This window comes from Rhizobium sp. G21 (assembly GCF_014158035.1).
Classification (GTDB): domain Bacteria; phylum Pseudomonadota; class Alphaproteobacteria; order Rhizobiales; family Rhizobiaceae; genus Rhizobium_E.
This window is the reverse complement of sequence record NZ_JACFXW010000001.1, coordinates 454,694-474,897: the sequence shown is the minus strand read 5'-3', so window position 1 is coordinate 474,897 and position 20,204 is coordinate 454,694. Positions and strand designations below refer to the sequence as shown.

12 protein-coding genes and 3 pseudogenes are annotated in these 20,204 nt (G+C 63.7%); 9 read left to right on the top strand and 6 right to left on the bottom strand.

Translation table 11 applies throughout. The features are described 5' to 3' along the window. Positions 1-85: 85 nt before the first annotated feature. Positions 86-1,375, bottom strand: coding sequence for a citrate synthase (gltA, locus tag H2O14_RS02440; RefSeq protein WP_182826385.1), 1,290 nt, complete (start codon positions 1,373-1,375; stop codon positions 86-88). A 281-nt stretch (positions 1,376-1,656) separates the two neighbouring features. Between gltA and H2O14_RS02435 the strand changes: the two genes are divergently transcribed. After that, positions 1,657-4,047, top strand: coding sequence for a ComEC/Rec2 family competence protein (locus H2O14_RS02435; RefSeq protein WP_210275396.1), 2,391 nt, complete (start codon positions 1,657-1,659; stop codon positions 4,045-4,047). Between the two features lie 3 nt (positions 4,048-4,050). On the opposite strand, the pseudogene glp reads toward H2O14_RS02435, so the two are convergent. From glp to H2O14_RS02410, 5 genes and pseudogenes are all read right to left on the bottom strand, one after another. After that, a pseudogene (glp, locus tag H2O14_RS02430) lies at positions 4,051-5,278 on the bottom strand (gephyrin-like molybdotransferase Glp). 1 nt (position 5,279) lies between these two features. Then, a pseudogene (gene moaC / locus H2O14_RS02425) lies at positions 5,280-5,764 on the bottom strand (cyclic pyranopterin monophosphate synthase MoaC). Between the two features lies 1 nt (position 5,765). Then, positions 5,766-6,578 carry an indole-3-glycerol phosphate synthase TrpC gene (gene trpC / locus H2O14_RS02420; RefSeq protein WP_182826384.1) on the bottom strand — a complete coding sequence of 271 codons (813 nt, stop codon included), beginning with the start codon at positions 6,576-6,578 and terminating at the stop codon, positions 5,766-5,768. A 7-nt stretch (positions 6,579-6,585) separates the two neighbouring features. Further along, entirely contained in the window at positions 6,586-7,596 is a 1,011-nt protein-coding gene (gene trpD, locus H2O14_RS02415; RefSeq protein WP_182826383.1) for an anthranilate phosphoribosyltransferase, read from the bottom strand. 14 nt (positions 7,597-7,610) lie between these two features. After that, positions 7,611-9,497, bottom strand: coding sequence for a peptidylprolyl isomerase (locus H2O14_RS02410; RefSeq protein ID WP_182826382.1), 1,887 nt, complete (start codon positions 9,495-9,497; stop codon positions 7,611-7,613). Positions 9,498-9,774: 277 nt separating this feature from the next. Between H2O14_RS02410 and ytfQ the strand changes: the two genes are divergently transcribed. The 8 genes and pseudogenes from ytfQ to glmS all read left to right on the top strand — a co-directional run bounded on the left by ytfQ (position 9,775) and on the right by glmS (position 20,197). Continuing rightward, positions 9,775-10,737, top strand: coding sequence for a galactofuranose ABC transporter, galactofuranose-binding protein YtfQ (gene ytfQ, locus H2O14_RS02405; RefSeq protein WP_137156115.1), 963 nt, complete (start codon positions 9,775-9,777; stop codon positions 10,735-10,737). A gap of 105 nt (positions 10,738-10,842) precedes the next feature. Then, entirely contained in the window at positions 10,843-12,369 is a 1,527-nt protein-coding gene (gene ytfR, locus H2O14_RS02400) for a galactofuranose ABC transporter, ATP-binding protein YtfR (protein ID WP_182826381.1), read from the top strand. Further along, a pseudogene (locus tag H2O14_RS02395) lies at positions 12,366-13,350 on the top strand (ABC transporter permease). The gene ytfR and the pseudogene H2O14_RS02395 overlap by 4 nt, the downstream one beginning before the upstream one ends. After that, complete coding sequence (gene yjfF, locus H2O14_RS02390) at positions 13,347-14,312, top strand: galactofuranose ABC transporter, permease protein YjfF (protein ID WP_182826380.1); 966 nt, start codon at positions 13,347-13,349, stop codon at positions 14,310-14,312. Before H2O14_RS02395 ends, yjfF begins: the two are co-directional and overlap by 4 nt. A 10-nt stretch (positions 14,313-14,322) precedes the next feature. Beyond that, the gene (locus H2O14_RS02385) at positions 14,323-15,093 is read left to right on the top strand and encodes a FadR/GntR family transcriptional regulator (protein WP_182826379.1); all 771 of its coding nucleotides are present in this window, start codon (positions 14,323-14,325) and stop codon (positions 15,091-15,093) included. 57 nt (positions 15,094-15,150) lie between these two features. After that, positions 15,151-16,452 carry a hemolysin family protein gene (locus H2O14_RS02380; protein WP_182826378.1) on the top strand — a complete coding sequence of 434 codons (1,302 nt, stop codon included), beginning with the start codon at positions 15,151-15,153 and terminating at the stop codon, positions 16,450-16,452. Positions 16,453-16,558: 106 nt separating this feature from the next. Next, positions 16,559-17,926 (top strand): bifunctional UDP-N-acetylglucosamine diphosphorylase/glucosamine-1-phosphate N-acetyltransferase GlmU, encoded by a 1,368-nt coding sequence (glmU, locus tag H2O14_RS02375; protein ID WP_182826377.1) that lies wholly within the window; start codon positions 16,559-16,561, stop codon positions 17,924-17,926. Between the two features lie 444 nt (positions 17,927-18,370). After that, entirely contained in the window at positions 18,371-20,197 is a 1,827-nt protein-coding gene (glmS, locus tag H2O14_RS02370) for a glutamine--fructose-6-phosphate transaminase (isomerizing) (protein ID WP_182826376.1), read from the top strand. Positions 20,198-20,204: the final 7 nt, after the last annotated feature.

Sequence of the window (20,204 nt, the reverse complement as noted above, 5' to 3'; positions counted from 1 at the left end):
GGCTTTTGTTTTGCGCGGGATCTTTCCGGACATAAAAAAACCGGGTCCCGAAGGACCCGGCTGGCTTCAATCCTGCAGCGCCAGTTCAGCGCTTGGAGACCGGCACGTAGTCGCGGAGCGGCGCGCCGACATAGAGCTGGCGCGGACGACCGATGCGCTGCTGCGGATCCTCGATCATTTCGTTCCACTGTGCGACCCAACCGACGGTGCGGGCGAGCGCGAACAGCACGGTGAACATCTCGGTGGGGAAGCCCATCGCCTTCAGCGTGATGCCCGAATAGAAGTCGATATTCGGGTAGAGCTTCTTTTCGATGAAATACTCGTCCGACAGCGCGATGCGCTCGAGCTCCATCGCCACTTCGAGCAACGGATCGTCCTTGACGCCGAGTTCGCCGAGCACTTCATGGCAGGTCTTCTGCATGATCTTGGCGCGCGGGTCGTAGTTCTTGTAGACGCGGTGACCGAAGCCCATCAGGCGGAACGGATCGTTCTTGTCCTTGGCCTTGGCCACATATTGCGGGATGCGCTCCACGGAACCGATCTCGGCCAGCATGTTGAGCGCGGCTTCGTTGGCGCCGCCATGGGCGGGGCCCCAGAGGCAGGCGATGCCGGCGGCGATGCAGGCGAAGGGGTTGGCGCCCGACGAGCCGGCCAGACGAACCGTCGAGGTCGATGCGTTCTGCTCATGGTCGGCGTGCAGGATGAAGATGCGGTCCATGGCGCGGGCCAGAACCGGGTTCACCTTGTACTCCTCGCAGGGAACGGCGAAGCACATGTGCAGGAAGTTGGCGGCGTAATCGAGATCGTTCTTCGGATACACGAAAGGCTGGCCGATATGGTACTTGTAGGCCATGGCGGCGATCGTCGGCATCTTGGCGATCATGCGCAGCGACGCGACCATGCGCTGATGCGGATCGGTGATGTCGGTGGAGTCGTGATAGAAGGCCGAGAGAGCGCCGACCGTGCCGCACATGACCGCCATCGGGTGGGCGTCGCGACGATAGCCGGTGAAGAAGCGGCTCATCTGCTCATGCACCATGGTGTGGCGCGTGACGCGATTGTCGAAATCCTTCTTCTGGGCCGCCGTCGGCAGGTCGCCGTAGAGCAGGAGGTAGCAGACTTCGAGGAAATCGCCCTGTTCGGCGAGCTGGTCGATAGGGTAGCCGCGATGCAGCAGCACGCCCTCGTCGCCGTCGATATAGGTGATCTTGGATTCGCAGGACGCCGTGGAGGTAAAGCCGGGATCGTAGGTGAAGGCGTTAGCAGCTTTGTAGAGCGGCGCGATGTCGACGACGTCGGGTCCGATCGATCCCGATCGCACGTTGAGCTCAACCTGTTTGCCGTCGAGCGAAATAACCGCTTTCTTATCAGCCATAATATCCTCCGTTCAGGATAGGGATGCAGCCACAAAGCCGCCACAATTTGAATGCGCGCTTTTGCTATCTGATTTCTTGAGCAAAGCCAACCATACCAAAGAGGTATTGCTGCGTTGCAGTTGAGGTTTTGGCACTGCAAAACCCGGAAATCAAAGAAAATATTTGTGAGAATGGATTAAATCGGTTCACACTTCGTTCAAGTTTGACCAAATTGCGGCCATGACGTTTTAACGTTGAAATTTGCAAACATCAGTTGCAATCTCTGCCGGGGGCCGGCGAGATGGCGCAAGCAGGCGAAGCGGAAAAACAGGCGGCGCGATGGATCGTCTCCGATGATCCCGACGTCGACTCGCGCCTGTTGCCGGGCGCGGTCGCGAAGCCCGGAGAGCTTGCGCCGGAAAGGCCGGCGGCGTCGGTCGACCCTTGGGCGGCAAGACACGGACATCTCGATCGAATTCGCCTCGGCCTCCGCGACGAAGCCGATTACGGCCACATCTTTCTCTGGGCGCCGGTTCTGTTCGGCGCGGGGGCGGCGTGGTGGTTTTCAGTCAGCGAGACCCCGGCGCTGGCGTCCGTCGTCTTGCTCCTGGTCGTCTCCGGGGCGGCGGCTCTGCTGGCGGGCGCCGGGCGACCAGACCTAAGACGGCTGGCGGCGTCAACTCTTCTTCTGGCGGCGGGCGCGGTCTCCGCCGAGTGGGAGAGCCGGCGCGTCCACTCGGTGCTGCTCGACAGTCCGGTGACGACGACGATCCGTGGACTGGTGGAGACGCGGGAAGCGGACGGGACCGGACGATGGCGCTACCGCATTCGCCTCCTGGAGACCGAAGAGCCCCGGCTCAAGCGTCCACCCGACATCGTGGCGGTGACCGGCGGGCGCGGCATGCCGATCGGGCTCGGAGAAGGGATCGAGGGCAGGGCGCGGCTGACGCCACCCTCCGGCCCCGCTCTTCGCGGCCTGAACGATTTCGCCTTCGACGCCTATTTTTCAGGGGTCGGCGCGCAAGGATTTTTCTATGGCGCGCCGAACGCCTGGGAGCCGCCGACATCGGCTTTCCAGACCGATGTGTCCGCGCGGGCGCGCGGCTGGATCGAGCCGTTGCGGCTGGCGATCAGCGCGCGGATCCGCTCGGTGCTGCCGGGCGACGCCGGCGCCTTTGCGGCGTCGATGGTGACGGATGACCGACGGGCGATTTCGAAAGAGACGGCCGAGGCGCTCCGACTGTCCGGACTCGCCCACATCGTGGCGATTTCCGGATTGAACATGGCGCTGGCCGCCGGCCTGTTTTTCGTCGGGATGCGCATGGCGCTCAGCCTGTCGCAGCGGATCGCCCATCTCTGGCCCGTGAAGCGCATCGCGGCCGTGGGCGCGCTGATCACCGTGACCGGTTATTATCTGATCTCCGGCTTCGCCGTGTCCGCCGAACGCGCCTATGTGATGATGGCGATCATGCTGATCGCGGCGATCGCCGGACGTCGTGCGATCAGCCTGCGCAATGTGGCGCTGTCGGCGATGATCATCCTCGCCGTAACGCCCTCCGCCGTGCTGGGGCCGGGCTTCCAGATGTCCTACGCGGCGACGATCGCGCTGGTGGTCGGCTACGCCAGTTGGTCCCGGCGCGGCGAGGGACCGCCTCTGGTCGAGGTCATGCCGCTCTTGCGCCCGATCGCGCCCGTCTGGCGCTTCTTCGCCGCCGTCTTCGCGACCTCGCTGATCGGCGGGCTGTCGACGGCGCTGTTCTCGGCCGAACATTTCCACCGTCTCGCCGCCTGGGGACTGCTGGCCAATCTGCTCGCCATGCCGGTGATCTCCTTCGTCGTCATGCCGTGCGGATTGGCGGCGCTGCTGCTGATGCCGCTCGGCCTCGATTGGCTGCCGCTGGAGATCATGGGCTGGGGTCTCGGCTGGGTCATCGGCGTCGCGCACTGGACCGCCTCGCTGGGCGGCGACTGGGTGACCGGGCGATTGCCGGGCTGGTTTTTCGGCTGTTCTGTCGGCGGCCTTCTGATCCTGGCGCTGTTGCGGAGCCGGCTGCGGATGATCGGCTTTGCGGTCTGCCTCGCGGCCGGCCTGGCGCTGGCCGCCTTGCCGGGAAGATCGCCGCCGCGCCTGATCATCCATGAAGGCGGTCGGCTGCTCGGCCTGACGACGGGGAATGGACTTGCGGTCAGCGAGCAGAAGCCGGAAGCCTTCATCGTCGATCAATGGCGGCGCGCGCTCCGCAAGGATGAGATCGTCAAGCCGGAGGTCACCGACCTGCTCGCGCTGCCGCGGCCCGGCCGCGATGCGCCGCCGGTCGATCCCGGCGCTGTACGGGAGAGGATGCGCGCCATGAAATCTGCGCTGCCCTTGGACCGGTTTCTCTGCGAGAAGAACGGTTTCTGCGCCGGACGCGTCATGGACGGCGTGACCGTGGTCGTCATTGCGAGAGCCGCCTTCGCCGGCGCGGCCTGTGACCTCTTCGAGATCGTGGTCGAGCCCGTCAGGTTGAATTTCGAAGAATGCCGCTCCGGCGCCCGCCTGGTGACATTGGCGAGCCTTCGTCGCACGGGAACCTTGGAGCTCGCTGTTGAAGGAGAGGCGCTGAGCGAAACACCGGCGCTGTCCTCGATAAGTCGCTCCTGGCAACGCCACCGCGCTTATGACTGGCGGCAGGACAAATTCCTCGAATGAGGTTTACACGCCGTCGCGGAGCATGAGGATCCGGCAGGGCTCTTTCGCCTTGACCGCCGCCGCGTGGGGCGGACGAATGATCAACGCCTCGGAATTGGCGAAGATCTTCATCTGCGAGGAGTCCTGCTTGCCGAAGGAGCGGACATGCAGCTGTCCGTCTTCGGCGCGCGTCAGCCGGGCGCGCAGATAATCCTGCCGATGGTCATTGGCCGCGAGCTCGGTTTCGGTGACGGCCGTCGCCATTCGGTTCGGCGGCGACCTTCGCGCCAGCTTGGCCAGCAGCGGTTCGAGAAACAACAGGCCGCAGACCATGCTGGAGACGGGATTGCCGGGCAGGCCGAGCACCTGGATGTCGCCGAGCGCGCCGACCATCAGCGGCTTGCCCGGCCGCATGGCGATGCGCCAGAAATCGAGCCGCATGCCGAGACCGATCAGCGTCGACTGGACGAGATCGTGATCGCCGACGGACGCGCCGCCGAGGGTGACGATGACATCGACGCCGCGCGCTTTGGCGCGCTCGACCGCTTCGACGATCGCTTTGGGATCGTCGGCGACGATGCCAAAATTCTCGACATCAGCGCCAGCCCGGCGCGCCCAGCGCCGCGATGGCGAAGACGCTGGAGGCGACGATCTGATCCGGTCCGAGTGTGCTTCCGGGTTTGCGCAACTCGTCGCCGGTGGCGATGACGCCGACCAACGGACGCTCGTAGACGCTGACGTCGGCATGATTGGAGGCGGCGGCCAGCATCAGCCGGCCGGGATCGAGCAGCAGTCCTTCCGCCAGCACGGCTTCGCCTTCTGCGAAATCTTGTCCGCGCGGACGGATATGACGGCCGAGATCCGGCAGGAAGGTCAGTTCGATCTGGCCATCGTCGCGGCGGATCGCGTCTTCCTGCAACAGCACGGTGTCTGCGCCTTTGGGCACGGGCGCTCCGGTGAAAATGCGCACCGTTTGGCCGGCTCCGACCTCTCCCGAAAAAGAATGGCCGGCCGCCGATTCACCAATCACGTCAAGGCGGTCGCCGATCTCCGCGACGTCGCCGCGCCGAAAGGCGTAGCCATCCATGGCCGAGGCGTCGAAAGGCGGCTGCGTCAGGCGCGAGATCACCGGTTCGGCCAGCACGCGCTGGTCAGCGGCCCAGATCGGCAGGGTTTCACGCGTTTCGATCGGGCGGGCGGCGGCGAGCAGACGGGCCTGCGCCTCTTCGACCGGGATCAGCGGCCCGGCCATCTCAGCCGGCGTCCCGAATGAAGTCGCCGGACTTGCCGCCGGACTTGCTCTTCAGCTTGATGTCTATGATCTCCATCGCCTTGTCGGCGGCCTTGGCCATGTCATAGATGGTCAGGCAGGCGACGGACACCGCCGTCAGCGCTTCCATCTCGACGCCGGTTTTGCCGGTCAGCTTGACCATGGCCTCGACGCGCAGGCCGGGCAGCTCGGCGTCCGGCGTGATGTCGACAGTCACCTTGCTGATCATCAGCGGATGGCAGAGCGGGATGAGATCGGAGGTTTTTTTGGCGGCCATGATGCCGGCGAGCCGGGCTGTGCCCAGCACGTCGCCCTTTTGGCGTCTCCGGAGAGAATGAGAGCAAGCGTCTCCGGCCGCATCCGAACCGCGCCCTCGGCGATTGCAATGCGGACCGTCTCGGTCTTGTCGCCGACATCGACCATATGAGCCTCGCCGGATGCGCCGATATGGGTGAGGCTTTCGCTCATGTCACGCGGCTGCCGAAGGCGAGGCGAGACCGAGGAGCTCGCGGGTGGCTGCGGTCACGTCGGCCTTTCGCATCAGGCTTTCGCCGACCAGGAAGGTCGAGATGCCCGAGGCCTTGAGCCGATCGCAATCCTCAAGCGTGAAGATACCGCTTTCACCGACCAGCAGGCGGTCGGCGGGAACCATGCCTGCGAGCCGCTCGGAGGTGGCGAGATCGACCTCGAAGGTGCGAAGATTGCGGTTGTTGACGCCGATCATCCGCGACGTGAGCCTGAGCGCCCGCTCCATCTCGGCTTCGTCATGCACCTCGATCAGCACGTCCATGCCGAGCGCGAACGCCGTATCCTCAAGCGCTTTGGCCTCGTCGTCGGTCAGCGACGCCATGATGATCAGGATGCAATCGGCGCCCCAGGCGCGCGCTTCATAGACCTGATACGGCACGAAGAGAAAATCTTTGCGCAGCGCCGGCAAAGCGCAGGCCGCGCGGGCGGCGGTGAGAAACTCCGGCGCGCCCTGGAAGCTGGGCCCGTCGGTCAGCACCGACAGGCAGGCCGCGCCGCCCTGCTCATAGGCCTTGGCCAGCGCCGGCGGATCGAAATCGGCGCGGATCAGGCCCTTGGACGGGCTGGCTTTCTTGATTTCGGCGATCAGGCCGTAGAGGCCGGCGTCGCGCTTCTTCTCGAGCGCGGCTAGGAAACCGCGCGGGGCGTCCACGCCGGCGATCTTCGCCTTGAGGTCGTCGAGGGAGACCGTCGCCATGGCGGCGTCGATTTCCTTGCGCTTGTAGAGTTCGATCTTTCTCAGGATATCGGCCATGTCAGCCTCACGAATTGGATACGGTTATCAGCCGGTCGAGCGCGGCGCGCGCCGAGCCCGACGACAGCGACGTCTCTGCCAGCGTAACGCCTTCGGCGATATCCTTGGCCTTGCCGGCGACCACGAGGGCGGCGGCGGCGTTGGCGACGGAAATATTGCGATAGGCGTTGGTCGCGCCATCGAGAATCGCGCGCAAAGCGCCGGCATTGTGTTCGCCGTCGCCGCCACGGATCTCGTCGAGCGTGATCGGCTGCATGCCGAAATCGGAAGGCGTCAGCGTGAACTCGCGGATCTCGCCGTTTTGCAACGCGACGACCTGGGTTTCGCCCGTCAGCGTGATCTCGTCGAGACCGTCGCCATGCACCACCCAGACATCGGTCGAGCCGAGCCCCTTCAGGGCTTCGGCGACCGGACGCAGCCATTGCGGCGCGTAGACGCCGAGCAACTGCCGCTTGACGCCGGCGGGATTGGAGAGAGGTCCGAGCAGGTTGAAGATCGTCCGGGTGCCGAGCTCGACACGGGTCGGCCCCACGAATCGCATGGCGGAATGATGCTGCTGGGCGAACATGAAGCCTATGCCGGCCTCCGAAATGCAGCGCGCCGTCACCTCGGGCGTGATGTCGAGCTTGACGCCGAGCGCCGACAGCGCGTCGGCGGTGCCGGATTTGGAGCTCTGGGCGCGGTTGCCGTGCTTGGCCACCGGCACGCCCGCGCCTGCGGTGATGATCGAGGCGAGGGTGGAAATATTGTAGGTGTGTGCGCCGTCGCCGCCGGTGCCGACGATGTCGATCGCGTTTTCAGGCGCCTCAACCGTCAGCATCTTGTCGCGCATCGTGCTGACGGCGCCCTGGATCTCGTCCACGGTTTCCCCGCGCACGCGCAGGCCCATCAGGAAAGCGCCGATCTGGCTGGGAGTGGCGCCGCCCGACATGATGATGTCGAAGGCGGATCGCGCCTCGTCCGTCGACAGAGGCTGCGAGGCGGCCACCTTGGCGAGAAAGGGTTTCAGATCGGCCATGGCAGTTCCCCGGCTTAGCGGACCATCAACTGATTGGCGAGCGTGCGATTGACCGAGACGCCGAAATCCGACTGCAACTCGCTGACGAGCTGGTCGAGGAAGTCGTCGCCGGCGCGCGCCGCGGCCTGCTTGATCTGCTCGGCGCTGTTGTCGAGCGCATCGGCGGTCGGCGTGTTCTGGACGTCGGTGACCTGCATAACGATCTGGCTCTGGCCATCCGCGCCGGCCGAGGCCGACACATGGCCTTCCGGCCCGCCGAATGCGGCATTGATCGCGGCGGCGCCGAGAACGGCGTCGTCCGCGCCGCGCTTGATGTCGGCCTTCGATTCGACGGCGATCTTCAGCGTCGCGGCGATATCGGCGATCTTGGCGCCTTCGCGGATCTGCTTGGAGAGCTCCTCCGCTTTCTTGGCGAGGGCCAGCTGCTGTTGCTCGCGCGTCCAGTCCGCGACGACTTTTTCGCGCACTTCTTCGAGCTTGCGGTCGCGCTCCGGGGTCACGCCGTTGATCTCGAACCAGACATAGCCGCCATTGCTGAGATCGAGCGGCAGGGGCTCGACGCCTTCGTCGGTCTTGAAGGCCTCGGTGAGCAGGCGCGCCTGTTCCGGCAGGCCGGCGACGTCCTTGTCGGAGGGATCGCGGCCGCTGGCGTCGACGGCGTCGATCGTCACCGACTTCAGCTGCAGCTGGTTCGCGGACTCGGCCAGTGAAGCGCCCGACGCCCGCGTGTCCTCGAAACGGTCATGCACGCCCTGGATCTCGTCATTGGCCCGCACGAGCGCGAGCTGCTTGCGGATGTCCTCCTTGACGGCATCGAGCGGCTTGACGACCTCAGGTTTGATGTTGGTCACGCGCAGGATGACGGGGCCGAGCAGGCCGTCGGTCACCGGCGTCACGCCGCCCTCGGTCTTCACCGCAAACGCCGCTTCCGCCATCGCGGGCGTCGGAACCTTGTCGCGGCTGAAATCGCCGAGCAGCACGTCGGTCGCGGTCTTGCCCTGCTCCGTCACGAGCTGGTCGAAGGTGGTTCCGGCCACGAGCTTGGCGGCCGCCGCGTCGGCCTGCGCCTTGTCGGCGAAGGTCAGTTGCTCGATCGTGCGCGTCTCCGGCGTGCTGTAGGCGTCGATATGCCTGTCGTAATCGGCCTTCACGTCCTCGTCGGTGACGGCGGTCACGTCGGCGATGTCAGCGGGCTCGAGCTTCACATAGGTGATCTTGCGATATTCGGGAGCGCGATATTTGCCCTTGTTGTCCTCGAACCACTTGGCGAGCGCGGCGTCGGTCGGCGCTCCGACCGGATCGATATTGGCGTTGGTGAGGATCAGATAATCGATCGTGCGGCGTTCGTTGCTGAAGTCCTCGAGCGCCTTGGTCAGCGTGGCCGGCGGGGTGAAGCCGTTGGCGACCGCATCGGCGATCTGCACGCGCACCGCCTCGCGCTCCTTGTTCTTGATGTAGTCCTCGGCGCGGATGCGGGCGTCGTAGAGACGACGCTCCATCAGCTGACGGCTGAAGGCGCCGGAAGCGTCCTTGAAGGCCGGCTCTTCCTGGATGAGCTGCAACAGGCGGCTCTCGGACATGCCGAGCTTCATGTCGGAGGCGAGCTGGTCGAGCGCCGCGGCGGACGCCAGCTGGCCATAGACCGTGTTCTCGAGGCCGAACATCTTCGCCTGCTCCAGCGTCAGGCCCGGAATGCTCCGCTGCATCTGGCTGAAAACGCTGTTGAACGTGAACTGGAATTCCGAATTGGACACTTTCTGGTCGCCGACGGTCACGACGGCGTCGTTTGCGCCCGAAAACATCGAACTGTGGACGCCCCAGATGCCGAAGGAGGCGACAAGGAGGATAAGCAGGGCCTTTGCGACCCAGGTTTTCGCGGCTTTACGCAGAAGTTCGAGCATCGGGCGTCCCAAATTGTTATTCTTGTCGCCTCAGAAAGGCGCGTCCGTGCGGCGGCCGGACGAAGGTTTAGGCTTTTACTCATGCGTCGGGCGGCGTGGCAAGCGTTAAAATGGCGGCGACAGGCGGCGCGGCGCGCTCGCCAAAGCAAAAAAGCTGAGCATTTTTATACATCTGTGGCTTGCAGCGCGAATTAGAGATAACTGCTGCTTTACAAAAATATTATTGTATGATTTTTTGATCGCGGCTGGTGGAGCAGCCATCATTTGGGAGGAAATCATGAATAAGTTCAAAGCGCTTGCGAGCGCCACGGCTCTTGCTGTCTCGTTTTTCGCCGCTGGTCAGGCCATGGCTCTGACGGTGGGGTTCTCGCAGATCGGATCTGAATCCGGTTGGCGCGCTGCCGAAACGACGGTGACCAAGCAGGAAGCCGAAAAGCGCGGCGTTGATCTGAAATTCGCCGATGCGCAGCAGAAGCAGGAAAACCAGATCAAGGCGATCCGCTCCTTCATCGCCCAGGGCGTCGACGCCATCTTCGTGGCGCCCGTCGTCGCGACCGGCTGGGACGACGTGCTGTCCGAAGCCAAGGACGCCAATATCCCGGTGATCCTGCTCGACCGCACCGTCGACAGCGACAAGAGCCTCTACTTGACCGCCGTGACCTCGGACCTCGTCCATGAAGGTTCGGTCGCCGGCAAGTGGCTGGCCGACACCGCCAAGGACAAGCCCTGCAACATCGTCGAACTCCAGGGCACGACCGGTTCGTCGCCGGCCATCGACCGCAAGAAGGGCTTCGAGCAGGCCATCGCTGGCCATGACAACCTGAAGATCATCCGCAGCCAGACCGGCGACTTCACCCGCACCAAGGGCAAGGAAGTGATGGAAAGCTTCCTGAAGGCCGAAAACGGCGGCAAGAACATTTGCGCTCTCTATGCGCATAATGACGACATGGCCGTCGGCGCCATCGAAGCCATCAAGGAAGCCGGCCTGAAGCCGGGGACCGACATCCTCGTCGTGTCGATCGACGCGGTTCCGGACATCTTCAAGGCCATGGCCGCCGGCGAAGCCAACGCCACGGTCGAACTGACCCCGAACATGGCCGGCCCGGCCTTCGACGCGCTCGACGCCTATCTCAAGGACAAGAAAGAGCCGCCGAAGTGGATCCAGACGGAATCCAAGCTCTACACCCAGGCCGACGATCCGCAGAAGGTCTACGAATCCAAGAAAGACCTCGGCTATTGATCTGCCGCCGCGCCGCCGGATTTGCGTCCGGCGGCGCGGTCTCAATCGAGCACGCCCGCCATCGGCCGAATTCGGCGGATGGCGCGGCCGGCCGGAGCATTCCGCATGACTGCAGAGATGAAGCCGCTGCTTTCGGCGCGCGGCATGACCAAGACATTCCTGGGCGCCAAGGCGCTCGACGCTGTTGATTTCTCCCTGATGGGAGGCGAGGTCATGGCGCTGCTCGGTGAAAACGGCGCCGGAAAATCCACCCTCGTGAAATGCCTGACCGGCGCCTATCGACGCGACGCGGGCGACATTCTTCTCGACGGGGTGTCGATCGATCCCCGCGATACATTCGAGGCCCAGAGCCTGGGCGTCGGCACCGTATATCAGGAGGTCAATCTCCTGCCGAATCTGACGGTCGCCGAGAACATGTTCCTCAATCGACAACCGCGCCGCTTCGGCCTGATCGACGGCCGGGCGATGAACGAGCGTTCCCGCGCCCTTCTGGCCGATTATGGCCTCGATATCGACGTGCGGCAGCCATTGTCGAGCTTTTCGGTCGCCGTGCAGCAGATCGTCGCCATCGCCCGCGCCGTGGACCTCTCCGGCAAGGTGCTGATCCTCGACGAGCCGACCGCCAGCCTCGACGCGCAGGAGGTCGAGGTGCTGTTCCGCATCGTCGACGATCTCCGCCGCAAGGGCCTTGGCATCGTCTTCATCACCCACTTCCTCGAACAGGTCTATACGCTCAGCGACCGCGTCACCGTGCTGCGCAACGGCAAGCTGGTCGGCGCGCGCCGCCTGGCGGATTTGCCGCGCAAGGACCTCGTGGCGATGATGCTCGGCCGCGAATTGACCGAGGAGACCAGTCATCACGCGCCGGAGCGCAAGCCGGATATCGAGGCGCGCTTCCGCTTCATGAGGTTGGGACGTCGCGGCGACATCAAGCCCTTCGATCTCGACATCGGCCGCGGCGAAGTCGTCGGGCTCGCCGGGCTTCTCGGCTCCGGCCGCACCGAGACCGCCGAAGTGATGTTCGGCATCCGCCGCGCCGACCAGGGCGAGGTCGAAATCGACGGCAAACCCGCGACCATCGCATCGCCCGAAGATGCGATTGCCCAGGGCTTCGGTTTCTGCCCGGAAGATCGCAAGACCGACGGCATCATCGGCGATCTCTCCGTGCGCGAAAACATCGTGCTGGCGCTGCAGGCCCGGCGCGGCTGGGCCAGGCCCCTGTCTCGGTCCGAACAGAACGCGCTCGCCGATCACTATATTCAGGCGCTCGACATCCGCACCGACGGACGCGAGAAGCCGATCAAGCTCTTGTCGGGCGGCAATCAGCAAAAGGCGATCCTCGCCCGCTGGCTGGCGACCAATCCGCAACTGCTGATCCTCGACGAGCCGACCCGCGGCATCGATGTCGGCGCCCATGCCGAAATCATCAAGCTGATCCGGGATCTCTGCCAGAAGGGCATGGCGCTCGCCGTCATCTCGTCGGAAATCGACGAACTCATCGCGTATAGTCAGCGCATCCGCGTGTTGCGCGATCATGAACATGTCTGCGAACTGACCGGCGAGCAGATGAGCGCCAGCGGCATCGTCGACGCGATCGCCGGCGTGCATAACGAAAAGGGTCTGGCGTCATGATCCGTCGCATACTTCCCCAGATCATCACGCTCGGCATCGTGCTCGCGCTCAACGTGATCCTGTTTCCCGACTTCTTTAACGTGACGTTCCAGAACGGCCGTCTCTATGGCAGCATCATCGACGTGCTCAATCGCGGCGCGCCCGTGGCGCTGGTTGCAGTCGGCATGACGCTGGTCATCGCGACCAAGGGCATCGACCTCTCGGTCGGCGCGGTCGTCGCCATCTGCGGCGCGGCCGCCGCCGCCGCCGTCACCAGCGGCTACCCGCTTCTGGTGACGCTGGCTCTGGCGCTTGGCGTCGGCTTGATCTGCGGGATGTGGAACGGGGTTCTGGTCTCCATTCTCAACATCCAGCCGATCATCGCCACGCTCGTGCTGATGGTCGCCGGCCGTGGGGTGGCGCAGTTGATCACGGAAGGCGCGATCCTGACGTTCAACGAGCCCGGTCTGATCTTCATCGGCAGCGGATCGGCCTTCGGCCTGCCGATGCCGGTGGTGATCTGGGTTCTGTTCGGCGCGGCGGTGGCGTTGCTCGCCAGGCGCACGGCGCTCGGCCTGCTGATCGAGGCGATCGGCGTCAACCTGCGCGCCAGCCGGCTCTCAGGCGTCAAGACGACTGCGCTCGTGGTGCTGGTCTACGCGCTCTCCGGTCTCTGCGCCGCCATCGCCGGGCTGATCGTCGCCGCCGACATCAAGGGGCGGACGCCAACAATGCCGGCCTGTGGCTGGAGCTCGACGCCATCCTGGCGGTGGTTGTCGGCGGCAATTCGCTGCTCGGCGGCCGCTTTTCCATTCTCGGGTCGTTGCTGGGCGCCATGATCATTCAGGCGATCAATACCGGCATTCTCACCTCGGGCTTCCCCCGGAATACAATCTCATCATCAAGGCTGGACTGATCGTGATCATCCTGATCGTTCAATCGCCGCGGCTCGCCGATCTCGCCGCTCTTGTCAGGACCCGCAAGTCGGAGACGCGCGGATGAGAGCGAAGTATCTGCCGCTGGCGGCGACCACGCTGATTTTCCTGGCCGCTTATGCGATCTGCGCATTGCAGTTTCCCAACATCCTGTCGACCCGAGTGATCGGAAACCTGTTCACCGACAACGCTTTCCTGGGCATCGCCGCGGTCGGCATGACCTTCGTGATCCTGTCGGGCGGCATCGACCTGTCGATTGGCTCGGTGATCGCCTTCACCGGCGTCCTGATCGCCGTGCTGCTCAAGAACACCGATCTGCATCCGCTGCTCGTCTTCGCCATTGCGCTCGGCGTCAGCACGGCTTTCGGCGCAGCCATGGGGTCGATCATCCATTATCTCGAAATGCCGCCTTTCATCGTCACACTCGCCGGCATGTTTCTCGCCCGCGGCATGTCCTTCGTGCTCACGATCGACTCCATTCCCATCGATCATCCGTTCTACAAGGCGCTCAAGAGCTTCTATTGGAAGATGCCGGGCGGCGGCAGGTTCACGGTGATCGGCGGGCTCATGCTGCTGGTTTTCGTCGCAGGCATCGTGATCGCGCACAAGACCCGCTTCGGCGCCAATGTCTATGCGCTCGGCGGCGGCGTGGCGACCGCGCGGCTGATGGGCGCTCCGGTGGCCTCGACCACGATCGGCATCTATGCGCTGTCGGGCTTTCTGGCCGGCCTGTCAGGCGTGGTCTACTCTCTTTATACGTCCGCCGGCTATTCGCTCGCCACGGTGGGCGTCGAACTCGATGCGATCGCGGCGGTGGTGATCGGCGGGACATTGTTGACCGGCGGGGCCGGCTTCGTCGCCGGAACGCTGATCGGCGTCCTGATCCAGGGCTTGATCCAGACCTACATCACTTTCGACGGGACACTGTCGAGCTGGTGGACGAAAATCGTGATCGGGCTCTTGCTATTCGGCTTCATACTTATGCAAAAAGGCATATTGCTGGTCTCGAAAGTCGACAACAAAGGGTGAGGAGTTCGTCGTGCGAAGGGGAGTGCTGGAGGCCGTGTTCAGCGGCAAGAAAACGAGAACCAGCCATGCCCAGGTGGTGGATGAAATCGGCCGTTCGATCATCTCCGGCGATTATCCGGTGGGAGCGACGCTGCCGGGCGACCCCGAACTCGCCCAGCGCTTCAAGGTGTCGCGGACGGTTCTTCGCGAGGCGATGAAGACCCTGGCGGCCAAAGGGCTGATCGTGCCGCGGGCGCGCATCGGCACCAAGGTGACGCCGAGGAACCAGTGGAACCTGTTCGACTCCGACGTGCTGACCTGGCATTTCCAGATGGGCGTCGATGGTGATTTCCTCACCCATCTCAGCGAGATCCGAATGGCGTTCGAGCCGCACGGCGCGGCGCTCGCCGCCGAGAACGCCACCGAGGCGGATATCAAGGCGCTGTATCAACTGGCGCGCGACATGGGCGCCGAGGGGCTGACGCCCGAGACGCTTGCGCTTGCCGATCTGCGTTTTCACCTCGCCGTATCCGAAGCGTCCAAAAATCCGTTCATGCGCACCGTCGGAAGCCTGATAGAGGCGGCTCTGGTCGGCATCTTCAAATTGTCGTCTCCGGCCCCGGGAGACGAGCGCGGCGCGGAAGTCTCGGCGTCGCACACGCTGATCGTCGACGCCATCGCCGCCCGCGACGCCGCAGGCGCCGCCGAAGCCATGCGCCGCGTGATCATCGTGGGCCGCGACAGGATCAGCCACAAGGTGACTGGCGCCGAGCCTCTGGCAGAATTCGCCCCCGCATCTTGAAGATGACAGGGCGAAGCTTTAGGTTGGGCCGCAATTGAAATTGCCCTGGCGCCCCTAGTGACCGAAATTCTCATCATTCTACTCCTTCTCGTGATCAACGCGTTTTTCGCCATGTCCGAGATGGCGATCGTTTCCGCCAGCAAGCCCTTGCTCCGACAGAAAGCCAAACAGGGTCATCCCGGCGCCGCCCGCGCGCTCGGCCTTGCGGAGAATTCCGGTACTTTTCTCTCTACCGTTCAAGTCGGGATCACCCTGGTGGGCATCCTGGCCGGCACCTATGGCGGCGCGTCGATCACCGAGAAACTCGGTCCCGAACTCGACGTGATCCCGGCGATCGCGCCTTACGGCCACCTGGTGGCGGGGCTCATCGTCGTGGCGCTGATCACCTATCTGTCGGTGATCATCGGCGAGCTCATTCCCAAGCAATTCGCGTTGCGACATGCCGAGTCGATTGCGATCTTCGTCGCCGGCCCCATGACCGTGTTGTCGAGGATCGCCGCGCCGATCGTCTATCTTTTCGAGGCGTCGGCGCGATTGTTGATGAAGATCTTGGGTGTGACGGCCAAGGACAGCGACGAGGTGACCGAAGCCGAGGTGCAGGCGGTCTTGGCCGAAGGCGCCGAAAGCGGCGTGTTCGAAAAGTCCGAGCATGAAATGCTGCGCCGGATCATCAGCCTCGCCGACCGCTCGGTGAAATCGATCATGACGCATCGCACCGAGATCGTCGGCATCGATCTGAAAGCCAGCTTCGAGGATGTGGTGGAGCTGGTTCGGGACTCCGGCCATTCGCGCTATCCCGTCATTGACGAGGAAAATGACGGCATCATCATCGGCGCCGTGCGCACCAAGGACGTGCTTGCGGCCGCCCAAAATCCGAAGGCCTTCCAGATGCAGACCTATGTGCAGGAGATTCCGACGATCCCGGAAATGACGACCTGCCTGAAGGCCTTCGAGATCTTCAAGGCGGCCAACATCCACATGGCGATCATCGTCGACGAATATGGCTCCACCGAAGGCATCATCACCTCGTCGGACCTGCTTGAAGCCATCATCGGCATCCTGCCGTCGAATTACGACGACATCGACGACATTCTGGTGCGCGAGCGCGAGGACGGCTCCTGGCTGATCGACGGCCGCACGCCGATCCATGAAATGCAGCTGACCTTCGGGCTGGACAATCTCTCGACGGAAGACGGCTACGAGACCATCGCCGGCTTCGTCGTTCAGGGCCTGCGCAAGAGCCCCGAGGAAGGCGACCATTTCGAAGCCTATGGCTACCGCTTCGAAGTCATCGACATGGACGGACGCCGTATCGACAAGATCCTGATGAGCCGCAGGGACGATCCATCCATCGGCTGAGCTTTGATCTTCCGGCGATATCCGCGCAGCCGGGTTGTCACGCTCGGCTTGCCTAGAGCGCGGGAATGCGCTTGCTATGGCGCAAAATTTCAGAGGGAGATTCGGAATGTCGGGAAAGGTTCTGGCCGTGGTTCTGGCGGCGGGCGACAGCACGCGGATGAAATCGACCAAGTCGAAGGTGCTGCACACGATCGGCAACCGACCGATGATCTCGCATGTGGTGGCAGCGCTGGACGAAAGCGGCGCCGACAAGATCGCCCTCATCGTCGGGCGTGACGGCGATGCGGTCGCGGCGGCGGCCTCGACCGGCAAACTGCCGGTGATCGTGTTCGAACAAACCGAGCGTCTCGGCACCGGACACGCCGTGCTGATGGCGGCGAGTGAAATCGAAACCGGCTATGATGCGGTGCTGGTGGCCTATGGCGATGCGCCGCTGATCGAGGCGGGCCCCTTGGCCGCAGCCCGCGCAAAGCTGGATGAGGGATATGACCTCGCCGTGATCGGCTTCCGGACGCCGTCGCCGACCGGGTATGGACGATTGCTCGAAAGAGACGGCGAACTCGTCGCCATCCGCGAGGAGAAGGACGCCAACGACAACGAGCGGCGGATCGATTTCTGCAATTCCGGCCTGATGGCGATCAACGGCGCGAAGGCGGCGTCGCTGTTGCGCAAGATCGGCAACAACAATGTGAAGGGTGAATATTATCTCACCGACCTCGTCGAGATCGTCCGCGCCGAGGGCGGCCGGTCGGCCACCGTCGAAGCGTCTTTCGAAATGGCTGCAGGCTGCAACAATAGGGCCGAACTCGCCGAACTCGAAGCCATCTGGCAGAAGCGCAAGCGGCGGGAACTGATGGTGTCGGGCGTGACGATGATTGCGCCCGAAACGGTGTTTCTCTCCTATGACACGGTGATCGGCCAGGATGTGACGATCGAGCCGAATGTCATCTTCGGACCGGGCGTGACGGTGGAGCCGTATGTGGTTATCCACGCCTTCTCGCATATCGAAGGCGCCTATGTCTCCTCCGGCGCCTCCGTTGGTCCCTTCGCGCGGCTGCGGCCCGAGGCGAAGCTGCTCGCCAACGCCAAGGTCGGTAATTTCTGCGAGGTGAAGAAGGCCGAGATCGGCGAGGGGGCCAAGGTCAATCACCTGAGCTATATCGGCGACGCCGTGGTCGGCGCGCGGGCCAATATCGGCGCGGGAACGATCACCTGCAATTACGACGGCTTCAACAAATACGAAACCCGCATCGGCGCCGACGCCTTCATCGGCTCCAACAGTTCGCTGGTGGCGCCCGTGAGTGTGGGCGAGGGCGCACTGACCGCCTCGGGAAGCGTCATCACTGAAAACGTCCCCGATGGCGCCGCCGCTTTCGGCCGCGCCCGGCAGGTGACCAAGGAAGGTTACGGCCGCGAGATCATGGCGCGCAACGAGGCGATCAAGAAGGCGAAGAAGGCGGCGAGCAAGGGCTGACCTTGCAACCAGGGCTGAAGTCGCGTATTTTCAGGAGTGGCAGGCGGAGCGCTAACTCCGCCTGCCGGGACTCACTTCCTATATGAGATCCGGAGAGACAAGGACCAGCCGCTCCGGCTTCTTCTAAGAGTAAGCGTTATGCTGTATGGCAATCGCCTCATGGCATAACCTCCGATTGGACGGCGAGGCTTTCGCCACAGCCGGGGAGCCCGTCTCCCCGGTCACGCCCCTGGTCCAGGCGCTGCTGCTTCCGCCGCCGCAAACATTCATAAATCAATCGCATAATCGCACTGGTTGCAATACAGATCCGCTCGCCTGTTAACGCACGAAACCGAATTTGATGCGCTGCCCGTTGCCGCGCGCCGAAATTCCAGCCACAAGACGCGGCAAGACATCGGAAATTGGTAGAGACCAATTTCAGCCAAGACTGAGCGGGAGCGGATTATGTGCGGGATTGTCGGGATCGTGGGCGTGGAGCCGGTGGCGGCGCGACTGGTGGATGCGCTGAAGCGGCTGGAATATCGCGGCTATGATTCCGCCGGCGTCGCAACGATCCATGACAACAGGCTGGAACGCCGCCGCGCGGAAGGCAAGCTCGTCAATCTTGAACAGAAGCTCGCCGCCGAGCCGCTGGCCGGCAAGATCGGTATCGCGCATACCCGCTGGGCGACGCATGGCGCGCCGACGGAAACCAATGCGCATCCGCATTTCGTCGACGGCGTTGCCGTGGTTCACAACGGCATCATCGAGAATTTTTCCGAGATCAAGAAGGAGCTTGCCGCAGACGGCGTGAGTTTCACCACCCAGACCGACACGGAAGTCGTGGCGCAATTGCTGGCGAAGTTCCGCCGCGAAGGCCTGGGCCGCCGGGAAGCGATGCACGCGATGCTGCGCCGGGTGACCGGCGCCTATGCGCTGGCGGTGATCTTTCAGGACGATCCCTCGACCATCATGGCGGCGCGTTCTGGGCCGCCGCTCGCCATCGGCTATGGCGACAAGGAGATGTTCCTGGGTTCGGACGCCATTGCGCTGTCGCCCTTCACCAATCGCATCGCCTATCTCGAAGACGGCGACTGGGCGGTGCTGGGCGCAGGCGGCGCGCATATCTTCGATCTCGACGGCAATCCGGTGTCGCGGCCGATCCGCATTTCGTCAGCGAGCGCCTATCTGATCGACAAGGGCAATCACCGTCACTTCATGGAAAAGGAAATCTACGAGCAGCCGGAAGCCGTGTCGCATGCGCTCGGCCATTATGTCGATTTCACAGAAGGCGGCGTGCGGGAACTGAACGACGGCATAGACTTCGCCAAGCTCGACAGCCTGGCGATCACCGCCTGCGGCACCGCCTATCTCGCGGGCCTGACGTCGAAATACTGGTTCGAGCGCTATGCGCGGCTGCCGGTGGAAATCGACGTCGCCTCGGAATTCCGCTATCGCGACGCGCCGCTCGCCAAGGGATCGGCCGCGCTGTTCATCTCACAATCGGGCGAGACGGCGGATACGCTCGCATGCTTGCGCTACTGCAAGGAGCAAGGCCTATCCATCGGCGCGGTCGTCAATGCCAAGGAATCGACCATCGCGCGCGAAGCGGATGCGGTGTTCCCGATCCTCGCCGGCCCCGAGATCGGCGTCGCCTCCACCAAGGCCTTTACCTGCCAGCTGACGGCGCTGGCCGCGCTCGCCATCCGCGCCGGTCGCCAACGCGGCACGCTGACGGAGACGGAGGAGAAGGCGCTGGTCGGCCATCTCACTGAAATGCCGCGCATCATGAGCGCGGTGCTCAACCGTATCCAGCCGGAGATCGAGGCGCTGTCGCGCGATCTCTCCAAATTCAAGCATGTGCTCTATCTCGGCCGCGGCACCAGCTATCCGATCGCGCTCGAAGGCGCGCTGAAGCTCAAGGAAATCTCCTATATCCATGCCGAAGGCTATGCGGCGGGCGAACTCAAGCATGGTCCGATCGCGCTGATCGACGAGACCATGCCGGTGATCGTGATCGCCCCGCATGACCGCTTCTTCGAAAAGACCGTGTCGAACATGCAGGAAGTGGCGGCGCGCGGCGGCAAGATCATTTTCGTCACCGACGAGAAGGGCGCCAAAGCCAGCGACCTCAAGACCATGGCGACGATCGTGCTGCCGGATATGGACGAGGCCATCCATCCGATGATCTTTTCGCTGCCGATCCAGCTTCTCGCCTATCACACCGCCATGTTCATGGGCACCGATGTCGACCAGCCGCGAAACCTCGCCAAGTCGGTCACGGTCGAGTGATCATAAA

Bases quoted from the DNA above. Each gene is read 5' to 3' on its own strand.
- ytfR (WP_182826381.1), top strand. From the start codon at position 10,843: ATGACTGCAGAGATGAAGCCGCTGCTTTCGGCGCGCGGCATGACCAAG.
- trpC (WP_182826384.1), bottom strand. From the start codon at position 6,578: ATGGCCGATATCCTGAGAAAGATCGAACTCTACAAGCGCAAGGAAATC.
- ytfQ (WP_137156115.1), top strand. From the start codon at position 9,775: ATGAATAAGTTCAAAGCGCTTGCGAGCGCCACGGCTCTTGCTGTCTCG.
- gltA (WP_182826385.1), bottom strand. From the start codon at position 1,375: ATGGCTGATAAGAAAGCGGTTATTTCGCTCGACGGCAAACAGGTTGAG.
- yjfF (WP_182826380.1), top strand. From the start codon at position 13,347: ATGAGAGCGAAGTATCTGCCGCTGGCGGCGACCACGCTGATTTTCCTG.
- trpD (WP_182826383.1), bottom strand. From the start codon at position 7,596: ATGGCCGATCTGAAACCCTTTCTCGCCAAGGTGGCCGCCTCGCAGCCT.
- H2O14_RS02410 (WP_182826382.1), bottom strand. From the start codon at position 9,497: ATGCTCGAACTTCTGCGTAAAGCCGCGAAAACCTGGGTCGCAAAGGCC.
- glmS (WP_182826376.1), top strand. From the start codon at position 18,371: ATGTGCGGGATTGTCGGGATCGTGGGCGTGGAGCCGGTGGCGGCGCGA.
- H2O14_RS02435 (WP_210275396.1), top strand. From the start codon at position 1,657: ATGGCGCAAGCAGGCGAAGCGGAAAAACAGGCGGCGCGATGGATCGTC.
- glmU (WP_182826377.1), top strand. From the start codon at position 16,559: ATGTCGGGAAAGGTTCTGGCCGTGGTTCTGGCGGCGGGCGACAGCACG.